General features: G+C 51.6%; 12 protein-coding genes. 9 read left to right on the top strand and 3 right to left on the bottom strand.

The window, feature by feature from the left end; all coding sequences use genetic code 11:
- Positions 1-140 precede the first annotated feature (140 nt).
- The 3 genes from K6123_RS06320 to K6123_RS06330 are packed head-to-tail and all read left to right on the top strand — an operon-like array spanning position 141 to position 5050.
- Positions 141-1112 carry an ABC transporter ATP-binding protein gene (locus K6123_RS06320; RefSeq protein WP_221795267.1) on the top strand — a complete coding sequence of 324 codons (972 nt, stop codon included), beginning with the start codon at positions 141-143 and terminating at the stop codon, positions 1110-1112.
- On the top strand, positions 1102-4056 hold the full coding sequence (locus K6123_RS06325; RefSeq protein WP_221795268.1) for a Gldg family protein: 2955 nt from the start codon (positions 1102-1104) through the stop codon (positions 4054-4056). The genes K6123_RS06320 and K6123_RS06325 overlap by 11 nt, the downstream gene beginning before the upstream one ends.
- A gap of 13 nt (positions 4057-4069) precedes the next feature.
- A complete protein-coding gene (locus K6123_RS06330; protein ID WP_221795270.1) occupies positions 4070-5050 on the top strand; it encodes a DUF4340 domain-containing protein in 981 nt (326 codons plus the stop codon).
- A 489-nt stretch (positions 5051-5539) separates the two neighbouring features.
- On the opposite strand, the gene acnB is transcribed toward K6123_RS06330, so the two are convergent.
- Positions 5540-8146, bottom strand: coding sequence for a bifunctional aconitate hydratase 2/2-methylisocitrate dehydratase (gene acnB, locus K6123_RS06335; protein ID WP_221795272.1), 2607 nt, complete (start codon positions 8144-8146; stop codon positions 5540-5542).
- Between the two features lie 381 nt (positions 8147-8527).
- Between acnB and pdxB the strand changes: the two genes are divergently transcribed.
- On the top strand, positions 8528-9670 hold the full coding sequence (pdxB, locus tag K6123_RS06340; protein WP_221795274.1) for a 4-phosphoerythronate dehydrogenase PdxB: 1143 nt from the start codon (positions 8528-8530) through the stop codon (positions 9668-9670).
- A gap of 54 nt (positions 9671-9724) precedes the next feature.
- Here the strand turns inward: pdxB and K6123_RS06345 are convergent, their stop codons facing one another.
- Positions 9725-10150 carry a hypothetical protein gene (locus K6123_RS06345; protein ID WP_221795277.1) on the bottom strand — a complete coding sequence of 142 codons (426 nt, stop codon included), beginning with the start codon at positions 10148-10150 and terminating at the stop codon, positions 9725-9727.
- A 16-nt stretch (positions 10151-10166) separates the two neighbouring features.
- Positions 10167-11384, bottom strand: a complete 1218-nt coding sequence (locus K6123_RS06350; protein WP_221795279.1) for a pyridoxal phosphate-dependent aminotransferase — start codon at positions 11382-11384, stop codon at positions 10167-10169.
- A 268-nt stretch (positions 11385-11652) separates the two neighbouring features.
- Here K6123_RS06350 and msrB point away from each other — a divergent pair, with 268 nt between their 5' ends.
- The 5 genes from msrB (at position 11653) to K6123_RS06375 (ending at position 17461) form a co-directional block, all read left to right on the top strand.
- Positions 11653-12039 carry a peptide-methionine (R)-S-oxide reductase MsrB gene (gene msrB / locus K6123_RS06355; protein WP_221795618.1) on the top strand — a complete coding sequence of 129 codons (387 nt, stop codon included), beginning with the start codon at positions 11653-11655 and terminating at the stop codon, positions 12037-12039.
- A 146-nt stretch (positions 12040-12185) separates the two neighbouring features.
- Positions 12186-12941, top strand: a complete 756-nt coding sequence (locus tag K6123_RS06360) for an ABC transporter permease (RefSeq protein ID WP_221795281.1) — start codon at positions 12186-12188, stop codon at positions 12939-12941.
- Complete coding sequence (locus tag K6123_RS06365) at positions 12938-14749, top strand: ABC transporter ATP-binding protein (protein ID WP_221795283.1); 1812 nt, start codon at positions 12938-12940, stop codon at positions 14747-14749. The genes K6123_RS06360 and K6123_RS06365 overlap by 4 nt, the downstream gene beginning before the upstream one ends.
- A 4-nt stretch (positions 14750-14753) precedes the next feature.
- Positions 14754-15833 (top strand): KpsE/RkpR family capsule polysaccharide export protein, encoded by a 1080-nt coding sequence (locus K6123_RS06370; RefSeq protein ID WP_221795285.1) that lies wholly within the window; start codon positions 14754-14756, stop codon positions 15831-15833.
- Between the two features lie 53 nt (positions 15834-15886).
- Positions 15887-17461 (top strand): polysaccharide biosynthesis/export family protein, encoded by a 1575-nt coding sequence (locus K6123_RS06375; RefSeq protein WP_246624642.1) that lies wholly within the window; start codon positions 15887-15889, stop codon positions 17459-17461.
- Positions 17462-17463: the final 2 nt, after the last annotated feature.

Raw genomic sequence — 17463 nt, forward strand, 5'->3', positions numbered from 1 at the left:
GTATTACGTGTCCGTGTCACGGGTGATTTATTCCCGTTCCCCGCCCGGGTAACTGTTCCCGGCGCACTCAGCCAGGGCCATTCGGCCGCTAACCACCAAAAAACCAATAACTCATGCCGTTAGCAATGAGGAGATAAGTCATGCTCGAAATCTGCGGGCTAAGCCGACGTTATGGCGATTTTGTCGCTGTCGACAACGTCAGTTTTTCGATTGAACAAGGTGAGATTGTGGGCCTGCTGGGCCACAACGGTGCCGGCAAAACCACCATTATGAAAATGATCACCGGTTATCTGGAATCCGATAGCGGTGAGGTACTGCTGGACGGACAGTCGTTGCTGGGCCATCGCCAGTGGGTGCAGTCGCAGCTGGGTTATTTGCCGGAGAGTCTGCCGCTGTATGCGGATATGACGGTGGTGGATTACCTCGATTACGCTGCTAACCTGAAGCAGCTGGGCAATGACCACAAGTGGAAACAGATTCGCCGGGCGATTACCTCAACCGACATCGCAGACAAGATTCATCAGCGTATCGGTACCTTGTCGCGTGGTTACAAGCAGCGGGTGGGGGTTGCCCAAGCGTTACTGGGGAATCCGCAGCTACTGATTCTCGACGAGCCAACCAATGGTCTGGACCCGCAACAAACGGCCCAGATGCGTGAGCTGATTCGCGACCTTGCCAAACACGCGACGGTGATTCTGTCGACCCACATCATGCAGGAAGTTGATGCCCTGTGTTCACGGGTACTGATGATGAAGCAGGGGCGTCTGGTGGTGGATGAATCGCTGCTGCAGCTGCGCAGTCAGAACGGCCTGATTCTCGAAGGTCAGCTGGATAATGCCTGCCGGACGGCTCTGGCTGCTTTTGAGGGTGTCGAACAGCTGTCAATTCTGGACTCCAGCCCGGGCTGGAGTCGCTTGCGTCTGCGCTTGCAAGCGGTACCGACGGCAGCAACCACAACGGCGCTGATTCGTCTGGCGCTGGACCATGGTGCCAGTCTGCAGCGTATTCAGCCTGAGCAGCGCGATCTCGAAGGTCTGTTCAACGAAGTCAATCAGGACAACCTGGCCGCCTTTGCTGCGCATGGATCTGAGGAGGTGAATCATGCAGCCTGATGTGACGCTGTCTAACGCATCCAATAGATCGGCTCAGCAAGCCGCTGGTGCGCAGATCTGGCGTATTGCCCGCAAGGAACTGACTCTGTTTTTCTCATCACCGGTGGCCTGGCTGTTCCTCGGTGTGTTTACTCTGGTGACCCTGTTTGCCTTCTTCTGGGGTGAGGCATTTTTTGCTCGCAACATCGCCGATGTGCGGCCGATCTTTGAGTGGATGCCGATTCTGCTGGTGTTCCTTTCTGCCGCGTTGACCATGCGCCTGTGGAGTGACGAACGCCGTAACGGCACCATCGAGCACGTGCTGACTCAGTCGGTGCCACTGTGGCAGTTTGTGGTTGGCAAGTTTCTCGCCTGTTGGGTATTGCTGGCGCTGGCGCTGCTGCTGACCTTGCCGCTGCCTATTTCTGTTGGCCTGATGGGCGAACTCGATTGGGGTCCGGTGGTTGCCGGTTATCTGGCGACCCTGTTGCTTGGTGCTGTGTACATCGCACTGGGACTGGCGGTGTCGTCCCGGACGGACAACCCGATTGTCAGCCTGTTGCTGTCCTGTGCTTTGGGTGGCGCGCTGTATCTGGCTGGCAGCAGTACGCTGACCAGCCTGGCGACGGAGCAGGTAGCAGATGTGATGCGCTCGATCGGCACTGGTGCGCGCTTTGAGTCGATTGCCCGTGGCGTGCTGGATCTGGGTGATCTGTACTATTACCTCGGCCTCGCCGTGGTGTTCCTGTGCCTGAATGTGTATTTCCTCGAACAACAACGCTGGGCAACGGCCAGTCGTTCGCGCCAGGCCGGTCATGCCCGCTGGCGGGTTTTCACTGTGCTGGCGGTGGTCAACCTGTTGGTTGCCAATATCTGGTTGGGTCAGCTTGATCGTGTGCGGCTGGATGTAACCCAAGGCGGCCAGTATTCCATTTCAGCGGCAACCCGCAGCTATCTTGGTCGGTTGCAGGAACCCTTGTTGCTGCGTGGCTATTTCAGCGAGCGCACGCATCCGCTGCTGGCCCCACTGGTTCCGCGCCTGAAGGACCTGATGAAGGAGTACGCCATTGCTTCCCATGGCAAGGTGCGGGTGGAATTTGTTGATCCGCAGCAATCGCAGGATCTGGCTGAAGAAGCTGCCGAAAAATACGACATCAAACCCGTGCCATTCCAGGTGGCTGATCGTTATCAGTCTTCGATTGTCAGCTCCTATTTTGATGTTCTGGTGGAATACGGTGATGAGCACGTGGTGCTCAACTTCCGCGATCTGATTGATGTGCAGGCCCGCTCTGAAAAAGACATTCAGGTGAATCTGAAAAACCCGGAATACGACCTGACCCGTGCAATCCGTCAGACGCTCAATGCCTGGCAGAGCAAGGGCAAGCTGTTTGATAACCTCACTGGCGATCTGACCCTGAATGCCTATGTCTCTGACGCCAGCCGGATGCCGAAAGAGTTGCGGGATTTCCGCCAGCAGGCAGATCAGGCAATCAGTGATTTGCAGAAACAGGCTAATGGTCATTTACAGGTGAACTGGATTGACCCGGACAGCAAAGATCAGGCGTTTCGTGACCAAATTGCCAGCCAATACGGTTTCCAGAAGGTGCCAACCGGCTTATTCAGCGACAAGGGTTTCTACTTCAACCTGCTGATCAGCCAGGGCGGTCGTAACGTTACGGTGCCGGTGGAAACCACCGATGTGGCCGAGTTGCAGAAAAGCCTCGAAGCCAGTATCAAGCGCTTTGCTGCCGGTGGCACCAAAACCCTGGCGCTGGTCGCTCCTGTGATTGACCCGCAAATGGCCCAGTACGATCCATCGCTGGCCAGTGCGCCTCAATACAACCAGCTGCGTCAGCTGCTGGCTGCGGACTACAACGTCGAGGATGAAGATCTCAGTGATGGCCATGTCAGCGCTGATGCCGACGTACTGATGCTGATGTCACCGGAAAATCTGCCAGCGGCAGCGGTGCGGGCCGTAGATCAGTTCTTGATGCAGGGTGGCACCGTGATTCTGGCAACGTCACCGTTCCAGGCGCGGGTGGTGGATCAGTCACTGGTGATGACAAAACACAGCTCCGGCCTTGAGGCCTGGCTCAAGCACAATGGTCTGGATATTCAGAGCACCCTGGTAATGGACCCTCACAATGCGGCATTCCCGATTCCGGTTACTCGCAATATTGGTGGTTTCCAGATGCAGCAACTGGTAATGCTGGATTATCCCTACTTCCCGGACCTGCGGGGCGATCAGCTGAATCAGCAGAGTTTGATTACCAGTGGCTTGCCTCAGGTAACCGTGCCGTGGGCCTCGCCGATCAAGGTGACTGAATCCGAACAGCGTCAGGTGACGACTTTATTGAGTAGTTCAAAAGACAGCTGGGTGTCTGATTCCCTGTCGATCACGCCAAAACTGCAAGGCAATTCTGTGGTGCCTTATCGCCCACAGGGGGAATTGTCTGCCCAGCTGATGGGGGTGGTGTCTGAAGGTCAGTTTGATTCCTTCTTTGCTGACAACAAACCCGCGGATACGGCTGCCCAACAGTCGGCTACTGCAGCGGTGAAAGATTCAAACGCGGCCAAGGCCAAACAACCGAATCTGCTGCAGGATCAGTTACTGAGCAAGTCGCTGCCGGGCGCCCGCATCGTACTGTTCGCGTCCAGTGATCTGGACCGTGACATGGTCTTGCGTCTTGGACGCAGCGCCAGTCAGGAGGACTATCTGAATCCACTGCAAATGCTGATGAACACGGTTGACTGGTCATTGCAGGATCGCGATCTGCTGACGATTCGTTCACGTTCAGAATTCAACCGTACCTTGCCACCTATGACGGAGCAGCAGCAGATATTCTGGGAATACCTGAACTATGGCTCAGCCCTGGTGTTGCTATTGGTGCTGTGGGGTGTGGTGAGTCTGTCACGCCGTCGCCGCGAAGCGCGTTACGGTCAACTGGTGGCTGCGGCAGCCTGAAGGAGAAATTGAGATGACTACGATGACCAATTATTCCGCCTCGGCTGGCGGGTTGATGCAAAAAGCTGTGTGGGGCTTGTTGGCCTTGCTGGTGTTGCAATTGATCGGTTCATTTGTGGCTGGACGTGGTGACGGGGCTTATGCCCCGGCCACTGCCAGTGGCAAATTGATTGAGCTGACGGCTGGCGATGTCAGCAAGATTACGATCAGCGATGGCAATAGCAGTGAAGTGCTGACCAAATCTGGCGATCACTGGCAATCTGACAACGGCTTGCCCGCCAATCCGTCAATGGTGAAATCGCTGCTGGATGACCTGGTGGCGCTGCAGGCAAGCGCACCGGTGGCAACCAATGAATCCAGCTATCAGCGCCTGAAAGTCGCCGATGATGATTATTATCGCAAGCTGACGCTGGCGCTCTCTAACGGCAAACAGATTGAATTGCTGGTCGGTAACTCACCGGGTTTCAAACAGAGCTATTTGCGTCTGACGGGCGCCACTGAGGTGGTAACCGGCAAGGTCAATCGTTTTGGTATGGGCCTGAAGGCATCGGATTGGCTGGATCACGCCTTGCTGTCAGTCAAACAGCCAGTGTCGATTCAGCAGGGGGATTTGACGCTGGTGAAGCGTGAGGACAGCTGGTATCTGCAGCAGTCGGGTCAAACGGATGTGGCTGCCGATAAAGGGAAGGCACTGGCATTGGTGACTGCGTTTGAAAATCTCGACGTGGAGCAGCAGCTGGATGCAGCGAAAACGTCTGCACCGGCGACCAAATCACCAGACAATGGCCCACTGACTGACTTGCGCGTCACTGCTGCCAATGGCGAGCAAGTGGTGTTTAACCGACGGCGAGCAGGGGACCAGTTCCTGTTGCGCCGTCAAGATGTTGCGAACGGTGGCTGGTTTCAGGTTTCACGCCAGGTCTGGGACAAGTTGAGTGGTTCATTGAGTCAGCTGGTTGCGACAAGCGGTGCTGCAGATACGGCTGCTGAATAATAACTTAAGCCTGGCAGATGCGGGCGTCTCGCCCGCATCTGAATTGCAGGCAAGGCATGCCTTGCCCCTACGGAAATCGATTTCTTATAAAGCTGCGTGGGGTCCAAGTGGCGATTAAGACCGCTCCTGGACGGGAGCGGGGGTGTCTCGCCCACATCTGACTTGTCCCTGAGAAAATCGATTTTTTATAACGTTGTAGGGTCCCGACATGTCGGGACAGCGCCGTGATTGAGCACAATTCCTGTGCTCCCGATTCAGACCAAATTGGTTAAGTGAGCAGTATTGCGTTATAGGTGGGATTTATACCGCACTGAAACCATCAATATCGCATGGATTCCGAATCTCGCCAGCTCGTTCGGGATGACTATTCATCCGGTAGTTGTGTATTACAGGCGTTAAATAGACAACCAATAAAAAAACCCGGCTTTCTCGCGAAGGCCGGGTTTTCTATTGATTGGCGATCACCGGGGTGATCGCCTGAAAGGGCTATCAGGCCTTATCGGTAGCGATAACGGCAGTAGCGGCTTTCTTGGTGTACTCGTCCATCTTGTCGAAGTTCAGGTACTTGTAGATGTCAGCAGACATGCTGTCCAGGTTCTTCGCGAACTCCATGTACTCGGCTGGAGTTGGCAGTTTGCCCAGAATACCACCAACCGCAGCCAGCTCGGCTGAAGTCAGGTATACGTTGGCGCCATCACCTAGGCGGTTAGGGAAGTTACGGGTAGAAGTAGACAGTACGGTGGTGCCAGACTGTACGCGAGCCTGGTTACCCATGCACAGGGAGCAGCCTGGCATTTCAGTGCGAACACCGGCGGTGCCGTAGATGTTGAAGTAACCTTCTTCCATCAGCTGGGCTTCGTCCATCTTGGTTGGCGGAGCCATCCAGAAGCGAGTAGACATGCCACCCTTGTGCTGAGCCAGCAGTTTACCTGCGGCACGGAAGTGACCGATGTTGGTCATACAAGAACCGATGAATACTTCATCAACCTTGTCGCCAGCAACGTCAGACAGCAGCTTGGCATCGTCCGGGTCGTTCGGGCAGCAAACGATAGGTTCTTTGACGTCGTCCAGGTTGATTTCGATAACGTGAGCGTACTCAGCGTCAGCGTCTGCACGCATCAGGCTTGGGTTAGCCAGCCATTCTTCCATCTTCTGGGCGCGACGCTCCAGAGTACGTGGGTCGCCGTAACCTTCAGAGATCATCCAGCGCAGCATAACGATGTTGGAACGCAGGTACTCAGCCACTGACTCTTCAGACAGGGTTACAGTACAGCCAGCAGCGGAACGCTCGGCAGAAGCGTCAGACAGTTCGAACGCTTGTTCTACAGTCAGGTGCTCCAGACCTTCGATCTCCAGGATGCGACCGGAGAATTCGTTGATCTTGCCTTTCTTCTCAACAGTCAGGATGCCCTGCTTGATGCCGTAGAAAGGAATTGCGTGTACCAGGTCGCGCAGGGTGATACCAGGCTGCATCTTGCCGCTGAAGCGAACCAGAATGGATTCTGGCATATCCAGAGGCATAACGCCGGTAGCGGCTGCGAAAGCCACCAGACCAGAACCTGCAGGGAAGGAGATACCCATTGGGAAACGGGTGTGAGAGTCACCACCGGTACCCACGGTATCTGGCAGCAACATGCGGTTCAGCCAGGAGTGGATGATGCCGTCGCCTGGACGCAGGGAAACACCGCCACGGTTCATGATGAAGTCTGGCAGGGTGTGCTGGGTTTCGATGTCAACCGGCTTCGGATAAGCAGCAGTGTGACAGAAAGACTGCATCACCAGGTCAGCAGAGAAGCCCAGACAGGCCAGGTCTTTCAGTTCGTCACGGGTCATTGGACCAGTGGTGTCCTGGGAACCAACGGTAGTCATCTTCGGTTCGCAGTAAGTACCTGGACGGATGCCCTGGCCTTCTGCCAGACCGCATGCCTTACCAACCATTTTCTGCGCCAGAGAGAAGCCCTTGCCGCTGTCAGCCGGGTCAGTTGGCAGACGGAACATGTCAGTTGCGCCCAGACCCAGAACTTCGCGAGCCTTGGTGGTCAGACCACGACCGATGATCAGTGGGATACGACCGCCAGCCTGAACTTCGTCCAGGATTACGTCGGACTTGAAGCCGAATTCAGAGATAACTTCGCCAGCTTCGTTGAGGATCTTGCCTTCATAAGGACGGATCTCGATCACGTCGCCCATGTTCATGTTGTCAACGGGTGCTTCGAATACCAGTGCGCCAGCATCTTCCATGGTGTTGAAGAAGATAGGAGCAACCTTGGAACCGATACACACACCACCGCCGCGCTTGTTAGGCACGCCAGGCATGTCGTCACCGAAGAACCACAGTACAGAGTTGGTGGCAGACTTACGGGAAGAACCGGTACCCACTACGTCACCAACGAAGGCAACTGGCAGACCTTTGGCCTTGATGGCTTCGATCTGGGACATTGGGCCTTTAACGCCGTGCTCTTCTGGCTCCAGACCGTCGCGGGTCATCTTGTAGGCAGCCAGGGCGTGCAGCGGGATGTCTGGACGGGACCATGCATCCGGAGCAGGAGACAGGTCGTCAGTGTTGGTTTCGCCAGTGACCTTGAATACGGTCATCTTGATGCTTTCGGCAACCTTGTTCTTCTTGGAGAACCATTCGCCGTTGGCCCAGGATTCCATTACGGACTTGGCAACTGCGTTGCCTGCTTCCATCTTTTCCTTCACGTCGTTGAAGGCGTCGAACATCAGCAGGGTGCCTTTCAGCTGTTCGCCAGCCAGTTCGGCCAGGGCAGCGTCGTCCAGCAGGGCAACCAGGGTTTCAATGTTGTAGCCGCCCTGCATCATACCCAGCAGCTGTACGGCTTTTTCTTTGGAAACCAGAGGAGAGGTCGCATCGCCCTTCACGATTGCGCTCAGGAAGCCTGCCTTAACGTAGGCTGCTTCATCTACGCCTGGTGGAATGCGGTTTTCCAGCAGGTCTACCAGGGTTTCTTCTTCGCCTGCAGGTGGATTTTTCAGCAGTTCGACCAGAGCTGCAGTTTGATCAGCATTCAGAGGCTTTGGTGGGATACCTTGCTCTGCACGCTCGGCAACGTGAGCACGATAAGCTTCTAACACGGTGTTTTCCTCGTCTCTATATCGTCAGATTCACATCGAGCCCCCTTGTGAGGGGCCCAGTAACCATCAGATGTTATGGTTCCATTTGGAATTCAGGGCCCGGAGTATACAAGAATGCGACGCGCTGGTTAAGAAAGGCTAAGGTCGTAATTGCGTGGCACGTAAGTGTTTTTACTGATGTCCGGCATTCACACAGGAAATGCTGATCATTTGTTGGACAAAAGAAGGACAAAACCCTGTTATTGGCAGAAAAGCGGAAACAGCGCGTTTCTGATTTGCACTATTTCTCTTGCCGGGCGTTGCAATCAGCTGTGCCGGATTGTCATCACCCGGTTGCATTTGAGAGAATGCAGCCAAGTATCCTGCTACGGGCCACCCCAAGTGCGAATAGTCGCTGACGAAAACATCCCCCTGATCGACTCCTTTTTCTCCGAATTCGGAGACATAGTACGGCTGCCAGGCCGCAATCTTACCAGTGCCGACCTGGCTGATGCCGATATGCTGCTGGTGCGCTCGGTAACCAGAGTTGGGTCGGAATTGCTGCAAGGCACGCCGGTCAAGTTTGTTGGTACGGCGACCATTGGCACCGACCATATCGACATGGATTATCTGCAGCAGTGCAATATCGGTTTCGCCAGTGCGCCCGGCTGTAATGCCCAGGCGGTAGTGGACTATGTGCTGAGTGCGATCAGTGTGCTGGTTGACTTGCGGGCAGTCCGTTTCGAAGACCTGACAGTCGGGATTGTTGGTGTCGGTAATGTTGGTTTTACCTTGCGTACCCGGCTTGAAGAGATGGGCGTAACCGTGCTGGCGGTTGATCCTTTCAAGGATCCGCAGGTGGTGGGTGAACTCACCAGTCTGGATGAAGTACTGAAAGCGGATGTCGTCACGCTGCATACACCACTCACCAAAGAGGGTGAGCATCCAACCTGGCACTTGATTGACGAAACACAGCTGGCAAAGATGAATCCGAATGCCTGTCTGATTAACAGTAGCCGTGGCGGGGTTGTTGATAATACTGCCTTGTTGCAGCGACTGATCGCCGAAGAAGACTTCGAAGCGATTCTGGATGTCTGGGAAAAAGAACCATACCTGAATCTCGATCTGATGGATCGCTGCCTGCTGGCGACACCGCACATTGCCGGTTATTCCCTGGATGGCAAGATGCGTGGCACTGAAATGATTTATCAGGCCGCGTGTGATTATTTCGGCTTGCCGATACGCCGTAAACTGGGGCAGTTCCTGCCAGAGCCGGGTATCAAGCGGGTTAACTTCTCGGATCAGGTGCCATTGCATCAGGCACTGCGCACGGCGATTCGTGCTTCCTATGAAGTGCGTGTTGACGATGGCTTGATGCGTTCCCGTTTGCATCGGGCCAAGGACATCAAGGCAGCGTTTGATGAGATGCGTCGGGATTACCCGTTGCGGCGTGATATTCCAACCCTGAAGGTGGGTGTGCCATCCAAGTGTGTTGAGTTGCAGCAATTGCTCGAATCCGCTGGCTTTAGCGTTCGAACCAAATAACCTGTAGTGTAATTGGACAACAAAAAACCCGCCACGGCGGGTTTTTTGTTGGTTTCAGGCTGGTAGCAGGGTCTCGCGGCTGAATACCTGTTCCATCACCAGTTGGGTGATCCAGATGCTGTCTGCTTGCAAGGTTGCATACTCCAGTACCTGAAACAGCGGCGTGGGAGTATCGTTGTCCTTCAGGCTTTGCCGGGAAGGTGCCAGCAGGCGCCGCAACGCTGTGGCTGTCAGTACAAAGTCGTCGACTGATTCCTGACGATCAAAGCCACTGAAGCGTATATAGCCTTCTTCGCGTAACCAACAAATGGTTCCAAAAGCAGACAGATAACGGTTGCTGTGCAGGCCAAATTCATCCATCTCATCTGGCCCGGATATATCTTCTACAAACAGGGTTTGCGGTCTTGGAAAATTTCGCAAGCCTGCCAGCAAAATAACAGCACAATCCCTGAAAAACTCATCAATGTGTACGTCCAGCATCCGTTATCCATTCTGATCAGATTTGGGTGTAACTCGCGAAGAACTGCCCAACGCGATCCATGGCCAGGTTGAGGTCTTCTGGCCTTGGCAGGAACACCACCCGGAAATGGTCCGGTGTGCTCCAGTTAAAGGCGGCGCCATGCACGATCAGGATTTTCTGCTGCTCCAGCAGGTCCAGAACCATACGCTCGTCGTTACGGATATTGAATTTCTGGACATCCATGCGAGGGAAGCAGTACAGCGCGCCTTTGGGTTTGACGCAACTGATGCCTGGAATACTGTTCAGTGCTTCATAGGCAATGTCGCGCTGTTGGCGAATGCGACCGCCTTCCGCAACCAGATCATCAATACTCTGATAGCCGCCCAGAGCTGTTTGAATTGCGAACATCGCCGGCACATTGGCACACAGTCGCATGGAGGACAGCATTTCCAGCCCCTGAATGTAATCACGGGCACGGTGTTTGGCTCCACTGATAATCATCCAGCCGGAACGAAAACCCGCCAGACGGTAGTTTTTCGACAGGCCGTTCATGGTGATGATCAGCAGGTCGTCAGCCAGCGATGCGGTGGAAACGTGCTCGACGCCATCAAACAGGATCTTGTCGTAGATTTCGTCGGAAAACACCACCAGGTTGTTCTCACGGGCGATTTCCAGCATGCCCAGCAGCAGTTCTTTCGGATAAACCGCACCGGTTGGGTTGTTCGGGTTAATCAGTACCATTGCCTTGGTGCGATCGGTCACCTTGGCGCGCATGTCGTCGAGATCAGGATACCAGTCAGACTGTTCGTCACAGATATAATGCACGGCTCGGCCGCCTGCCAGAGTGACTGCACCGGTCCAAAGTGGGTAGTCCGGCGCTGGAATCAGTACTTCGTCACCGTTGTTGATCAGGCCTTGCATGGAAGCCACGATCAGCTCACTGACACCGTTGCCAATGATGATGTCTTCAATAGCGACGTTCTGGATTTTTTTCTGCTGGGCGTACTGCATGATGGCCTTGCGCGCAGAAAACAAACCCTTGGAGTCGGAATAGCCTTCGGAATCTGGCAAGTTGTAGATTACGTCCTGAATGATTTCCTCAGGTGCGTCCAGTCCGAATGGTTTTGGGTTGCCGATGTTGAGCTTGAGGATTCGATGCCCTTCTTCCTCCATTCGCTTCGCCGCTTCAAGAACCGGACCACGAATATCATAAAAAACATTTGCGAGCTTATCGGACTTGCGTATTTCCTGCATGGGTAGAACTGCCTGTGTAGACGCTGGCTTTACACCTTGGAGGGTTTGGAGCGGATGCGAGATGGATATAAATGCTGTTACAGTGAGGGAAATGATAGCGCTTGAGCGAGTCGCCTTAAAGAGCGCAGTCTGAACCTGATCACAAAGTGCTGGTCACTCTGTGTTCGATAGTAACCATCCGCATTCGTTGGCTATACCTATTGAGTGCGTTTGATACGTTTGATGAATGGAGTAAGAAATGTCTGACGATTCCAGAGAGCCGACAGAAATGAAAAAAATCGTCAAAACCCCGCAGCAATGGCAGGCGGAGCTGGATCCGCAGACTTACTATGTTACCCGTGAGGCGGGTACTGAGCGGCCTTTCACTGGCGAATATTACGACCACAAGGACGTTGGTTTGTACCGTTGTGTTTGCTGTAATTCGCCGCTGTTTTATTCGGACACCAAATTTGACTCCGGCTGTGGCTGGCCGAGCTTCTATAAAGAGATTGATGGCGCGGTAACGGAGCGGCTGGATACTTCGCATGGCATGGTCAGAACAGAAGTTCTCTGCTCCTGCTGTGATGCACATCTCGGACATGTGTTTCCGGATGGTCCGGCGCCGACAGGATTGCGGTTTTGTATCAATTCAATCTCATTAGTGTTTGAAAAATAAGGAGATTGTCCAGCTGCATGGCTGAGTCAAAATGGAAGACGTCAGTAAAATGTGTATACTTTCCAAGGCTCGAAGTGCAGTAGATTTCTTGCGTTTTAAATGGGGTATGTGTGAGTACGAGAAAGTCGAGATCAGCGCTGCAAATAATGGTCGACACCATTTTTGCACTGTTTATTCGTGAGTTACGCACTCGTTTTGGTGACAATCGGCTTGGGTATTTCTGGGCTCTGGCCGAGCCGGTAGGCCAGGCTGCAATTATGGCGACTCTGTTCACGTTGGTTGGGCGTAACAGTATTGCGGGAGTGGAAGTGGCCGTCTTTCTGCTCAGCGGTATCATCCCCTATAAGATCTATTCGAAGACAATTTCCCAGTCTGCATTTGCAATAAAGGCTAATAAGACCTTATTGGCCTATCGTCAGGTGGAGCCTATTGATCCTCTCTTGACGCGGTTCGTGATTGAGCTGCTTACTACGATCATAGTATTTATTCTTCTTATGGCTGTGATGGGGTGGTTTTGGGGCTATGAGGTAGTTCCAGACCGTCCTGCTGAAGTTTTAGGCGCATTGATTCTTATGGGGCTCATTGCTCTGGGGTTTGGCTTAATCATGTGCTCTGTTGTGTCTTATTGGGATGATGCCAGCAAAGTACTTGGCATTGTCATGACTCCTATGATGCTGGTTTCTGGTGTTCTGTACTGTGCCGGAATGATTCCGGCACAGTACTGGTACCTGCTGTCCTGGAACCCTGCTTTTCACGCGATTGAACTAATTCGCGAGTCTTATTTTGCCACTTATTATGCTGGTTTTGGATCCTGGATGTATCTCTTTGAAGTTTTATTCTTTACCTGGCTTTTGGCATTGAGCCTATACCGTATCAACCGTGTCCGGTTTATTACCTTATGATTAAACTGGAGAATCTATCCAAGTGGTACCCAACCCGTTCAGGGAGGCACTACATATATAAAGACGTCAACGTTGAAATACCTATGAACGAGAGCGTCGGTGTTTTAGGACGAAATGGTGCGGGAAAATCAACTCTGATACGAATGATTGGCGGGGCTGACATTCCTTCTCGAGGTCAAATTATTACGGATATGAATATCTCATGGCCTCTGGGATTGCAGGGTGGTGTTCAGGGAGCGATGACGGGACGAGAAAATGCTCGGTTCCTTGCGAGAATTAACGGCTTCAAAGACACCAAGAGGATGGAGAAAGCAGTCGCAGAATTTGCCGAAATAGGGAAGTATTTCGATGAGCCTGTCAAATCTTACTCTAGTGGAATGCGTGCTCGTCTAATGCTTGGTATTACAACATCACTTGAGCTCAAATTTGATGTTTTGCTTGTAGATGAATTGACTGCTGTTGGTGATGCGGCGTTTAAGGAAAAAGCTGCCCGGGTTCTGGAAGGGCATCTTACATCCACCAAAGTTATCATGGTGAACCATTCGATTGATCAACTCAGGCGGTTCTGTAAGGCCGGATTGTGGATTGATCAAGGTAAGGTTACTTATTTTGACGACATTAACGATGCCATTGCCCTATACAGTGGGGATACTAAAGCGACAGATAAAACGTTATCTGATCCAGGCAAATTGAAATCCCGGGATGGGGGGGCTGAAAGTACCGACTGTAAGTCTCCGCGGCAAAACGTTAACAAGCGTGTGGAATGTAATAGTGGGAAAACTGATGGTCAGCTTGAAGTGCAGGGAGCTGAAAACAGATCGATAGTTACAGGTATCCACCAGCCTGATGATTCTGATGTACGGGATTTGACGAACATTAAAGCCCGGTGCAAGGCTAAACGGACAAATATCCAAAAGCAGTTCTCTGATACTACAGGGGCGCTGTGGAGAAATGGTGGAAAAAAAGCTGGTGCCTTAAGCAAGAAGGATGGTTCGGGTGTTAGACATGAATCCGCTTCCGAAGGAGTCCAACATCAGAAACGCCCGGTGAAACCTGCAGACACACAATGGCAAAACAGACGTCAGAAATTGTCTGAAGTTGATGGTCCAGCCTCCGTTAAACGGAAGCGTGAGCATTGGAACCAACAGAGCAATCAGCGTCTACCCGGAATTCAGGAGCAGCGGTGGAAAAACAAAGCCAAGGAGTTGGAAAAGCCCGATGAGCCTGATTTGCTTGCACATGAGCAAGTTGCCAGAGAGCCTCAGCGTGAAACGCATTTGCCTGTGTCATGGGAGCAAAAATGGAAAAGACGTCCGAAGGCGGCTGAAGAAACTGATATTTCCAATCCAGAGGGGGGAAATAAAGCTCGGGCGCGACAGCGCAGGCAACTTATGGCAGGCACTCAGAAACAACAATGGAAGAAGAATCGAAAACAATCGGATGAAACTCCGCCGGCTGATGCAGCCAAAGGCAACGCCGGGGAGGAATTCAGGCAGCGTGCGCAGCTTTTGTCTGAGTCTAAGGGACGACAATGGGAAGGCCGTCAGAAACAATCTGTAGATGCAGAAAAGCTTCACTCTACCCAAGAAAAAAAACTGAAAAGATCAATCGCATCGAACATGGTGAATGCCGGGAATGATCACGACACCAGAGAGCCTGGCGATGTCCATCGGAATGAATTCACCCGCCCAGGGAAAAATCAATCAATGGCTATGCAGGCGTTAAAAAATACAGACAAGGCAGTGAGTAAAAACAGAGCTCGCCAGCAACTTCAGGAAGATTCTGCTGGGTCGGAGCGTGAGGAATAATAGCATGTCAAAAAAACTGGCATTCGGCCCAGGGATCGTATTCGCGCTGATATTTGTTCTTGTCAGCTACTATTATGGTGTTGTTGCAACTCCAAGATATGCGATCGAAACCCAATTTGTAATTGAGGAGTCAGGAGCTCAAACGGAGCTGAGCGGGCTTGCTTCTCTGGGGGCTGTGTCATCTTCCTCGAAAGATGCGCAGATTGTTAAGGCATTTATAGACTCCAGTGCTCTAGCCTTGGCTTTGGATGATCAGCTGGGGCTACGGAAGCATTATCAGAATAACGATATTGATATGTTTAGTCGTCTTGATGCTGGAGCGAGCTTTGAGAATTATTATGAGTATTATCAAAGTCATGTAAAAGTCGTGATTGATGATGCATCAGGAATATTGAAGCTGGAGGTTCAGGCTTTTGACCCTGAGTTCGCCTATAAATTGTCTCAGGCAGCAATGGATATCAGTGAGCGATTTATCAATGGGCTTGGTGGAAAGATGATCAAGGAGCAAATGACTTATATCGAAGGTGAGGTAAACCGAACCCATGATATTATGAGAAGTTGGCAGACCAAGTTGCTGGAATTTCAAAGCAAGTATAAATCGTTGAATCCAGAGCAAGAGGGCGGTGCCATTCTTGGTGGTGTTGGTGAGCTTCAGGTCGAGGTGATGAAGGCTGATGCTCGTTTGAAAGAGTTGGTGGCGGTAATGCGTGAAGATGCACCAGAGGTTAAAGCACAAAAAAACCTGATTCGATCTTTGCGAGCACAACTGGATGAAGAAAAGCGCCGACTGACGGAGTCCGGAGATGACGGATTCAGTCAGGTAAATATGGACTATCAGGAAATATCGATGGGGGCCGAGCTTGCCGTCGATCTCTACAAGTCAACTTTGGCAGGAATGGATGCTGTCCGCTCTCAGGCAATCCAGAAAATGAAACATTTGCTGGTTGTTCAGGGGCCTGTCATGCCGGAAGAAGAGACGTATCCTCAGCGTGCGTACAAAATTGTTACCTGGGCTATAGGGCTGCTTGGCTTGTACTTCATGATTACTATTATTGTGTCCATTATTAAAGAGCATCGAGACTAATTATGTTGTTGAGTAGGATTGTCGTATTTTGGATCATGGTGCTATCTATAGTCATGAATACAGAGGCAGCGATTGAGGTTAGTAACACTCCATCGGAAGCTGCTCAGACTGAATCGATACTTGATATCAATCACAGTGATTTGTTTGGATCCTGGTTGTTTTCTGGTGGTTTTATTGACACATCTTTCAGTGGTGTTAATCCTGAGTATCGTATTTCACAAGGTGATCAATTGTTACTGCAATTGTGGGGAGGAATAGAGTTACAGCAGGATGTAACGGTCGATGCTCAGGGACAGATTTTTATCCCGCGGGTAGGCCCTGTTAGAGTTTCTGGTGTTGCAAATAAAGATCTAAACCAGGTTGTACTGAAGTCTATCAAACGTGTTTACAAGGAGAATGTAGAGGCCTACGTGACCCTTGCTTCGAGTCAAACAGTCAAAGTATTTGTTACTGGAATGGTAGAAAAACCAGGAATCTATGAAGGACAGAGCGCAGACAGTGTTCTCCGATACATAGATAAAGCAGGTGGCATTAAAGAAGAATTAGGAAGCTATCGTAATATACAGGTCAAGAGGAACAACAAAGTTGTTGCTGATGTTGATTTGTACCAATTTCTTAACCATGGCGATATGCCCCAGATTCAGCTGCAGGATGGTGATTTGGTTTTTGTCGGCTCAAGGGTTGGACTGGTTGCTATTGAAGGGTTGGCGGGGTTTCAGGGGCGGTATGAACTTGCAGATCAAAATACGCCGCTTGAAAATGTCATATCAGCCATTTCTGTCAGTGAGCAAGCGACTCATGTGACTGTTGTTACTCCTGATGATGGCACTGTTTCGGCTGCTCAGTACAAGCTGGGAGAATTGAAAGGAGTCACCGTTAAAGTTGGATCAACAATAAAGATATCTTCTCAGCTTAGATCAGAAAGTATCAGTGTTGCAGTGCTTGGTGAACACAACTCTGCCATGGAAATGGTGTTACCTTGGGGAGCGACATTAAAAGATCTGCTTGATCGAATTGAATACACGGCTCTCTCTAATAAAAACGGGGTTCAGCTCTTTCGAGAAGAGGTAGCGAGGCGTCAAAAAGACATGTTGATGTCATCTCTTTCTGCGCTGGAACAAAGTGTGTTGACGGCGCCATCCGCGACAAAAGAGGCGGCCGAATTACGTCAAATTGAAGCCCAATCAGTCTTGTCGTGGATTGAGAAAGCAAAGCAAGTAAAGCCTCGTGGTCAGGTGTTACTTTCCGATGGCTATGATCCTTCCAAAGTAATATTGGTTCAAGGTGATAAGGTTGTTATTCCAGCCAAGAGAAATCTGGTCATGATCCATGGAGAGGTTTTATTCCCTACAGCGATAACTTATGACTCTGGTAAAACAATTGATGATTATATTGAACAGTCTGGTGGTGCAACCAGATCTCTTGGAGATATGAATACTCTGGTTATGAAAGCCAATGGAAGCTTCGTGTCAGCAAACAAGCGCTTGAATAAAAAGGGGATGGTGAATCCAGGGGACGAAATATTTGTATTGGCCAAACCGGAGTTAAAGGCTTTGCAACTGACCAAGGACATTAGTCAGGTAATCTATCAAATAGCAGTGTCTGCAGCCGTAGCTCTGGCATTGTAAGC

This window comes from Oceanobacter mangrovi (assembly GCF_019740315.1).
Lineage (GTDB): Bacteria > Pseudomonadota > Gammaproteobacteria > Pseudomonadales > Oceanobacteraceae > Oceanobacter > Oceanobacter mangrovi.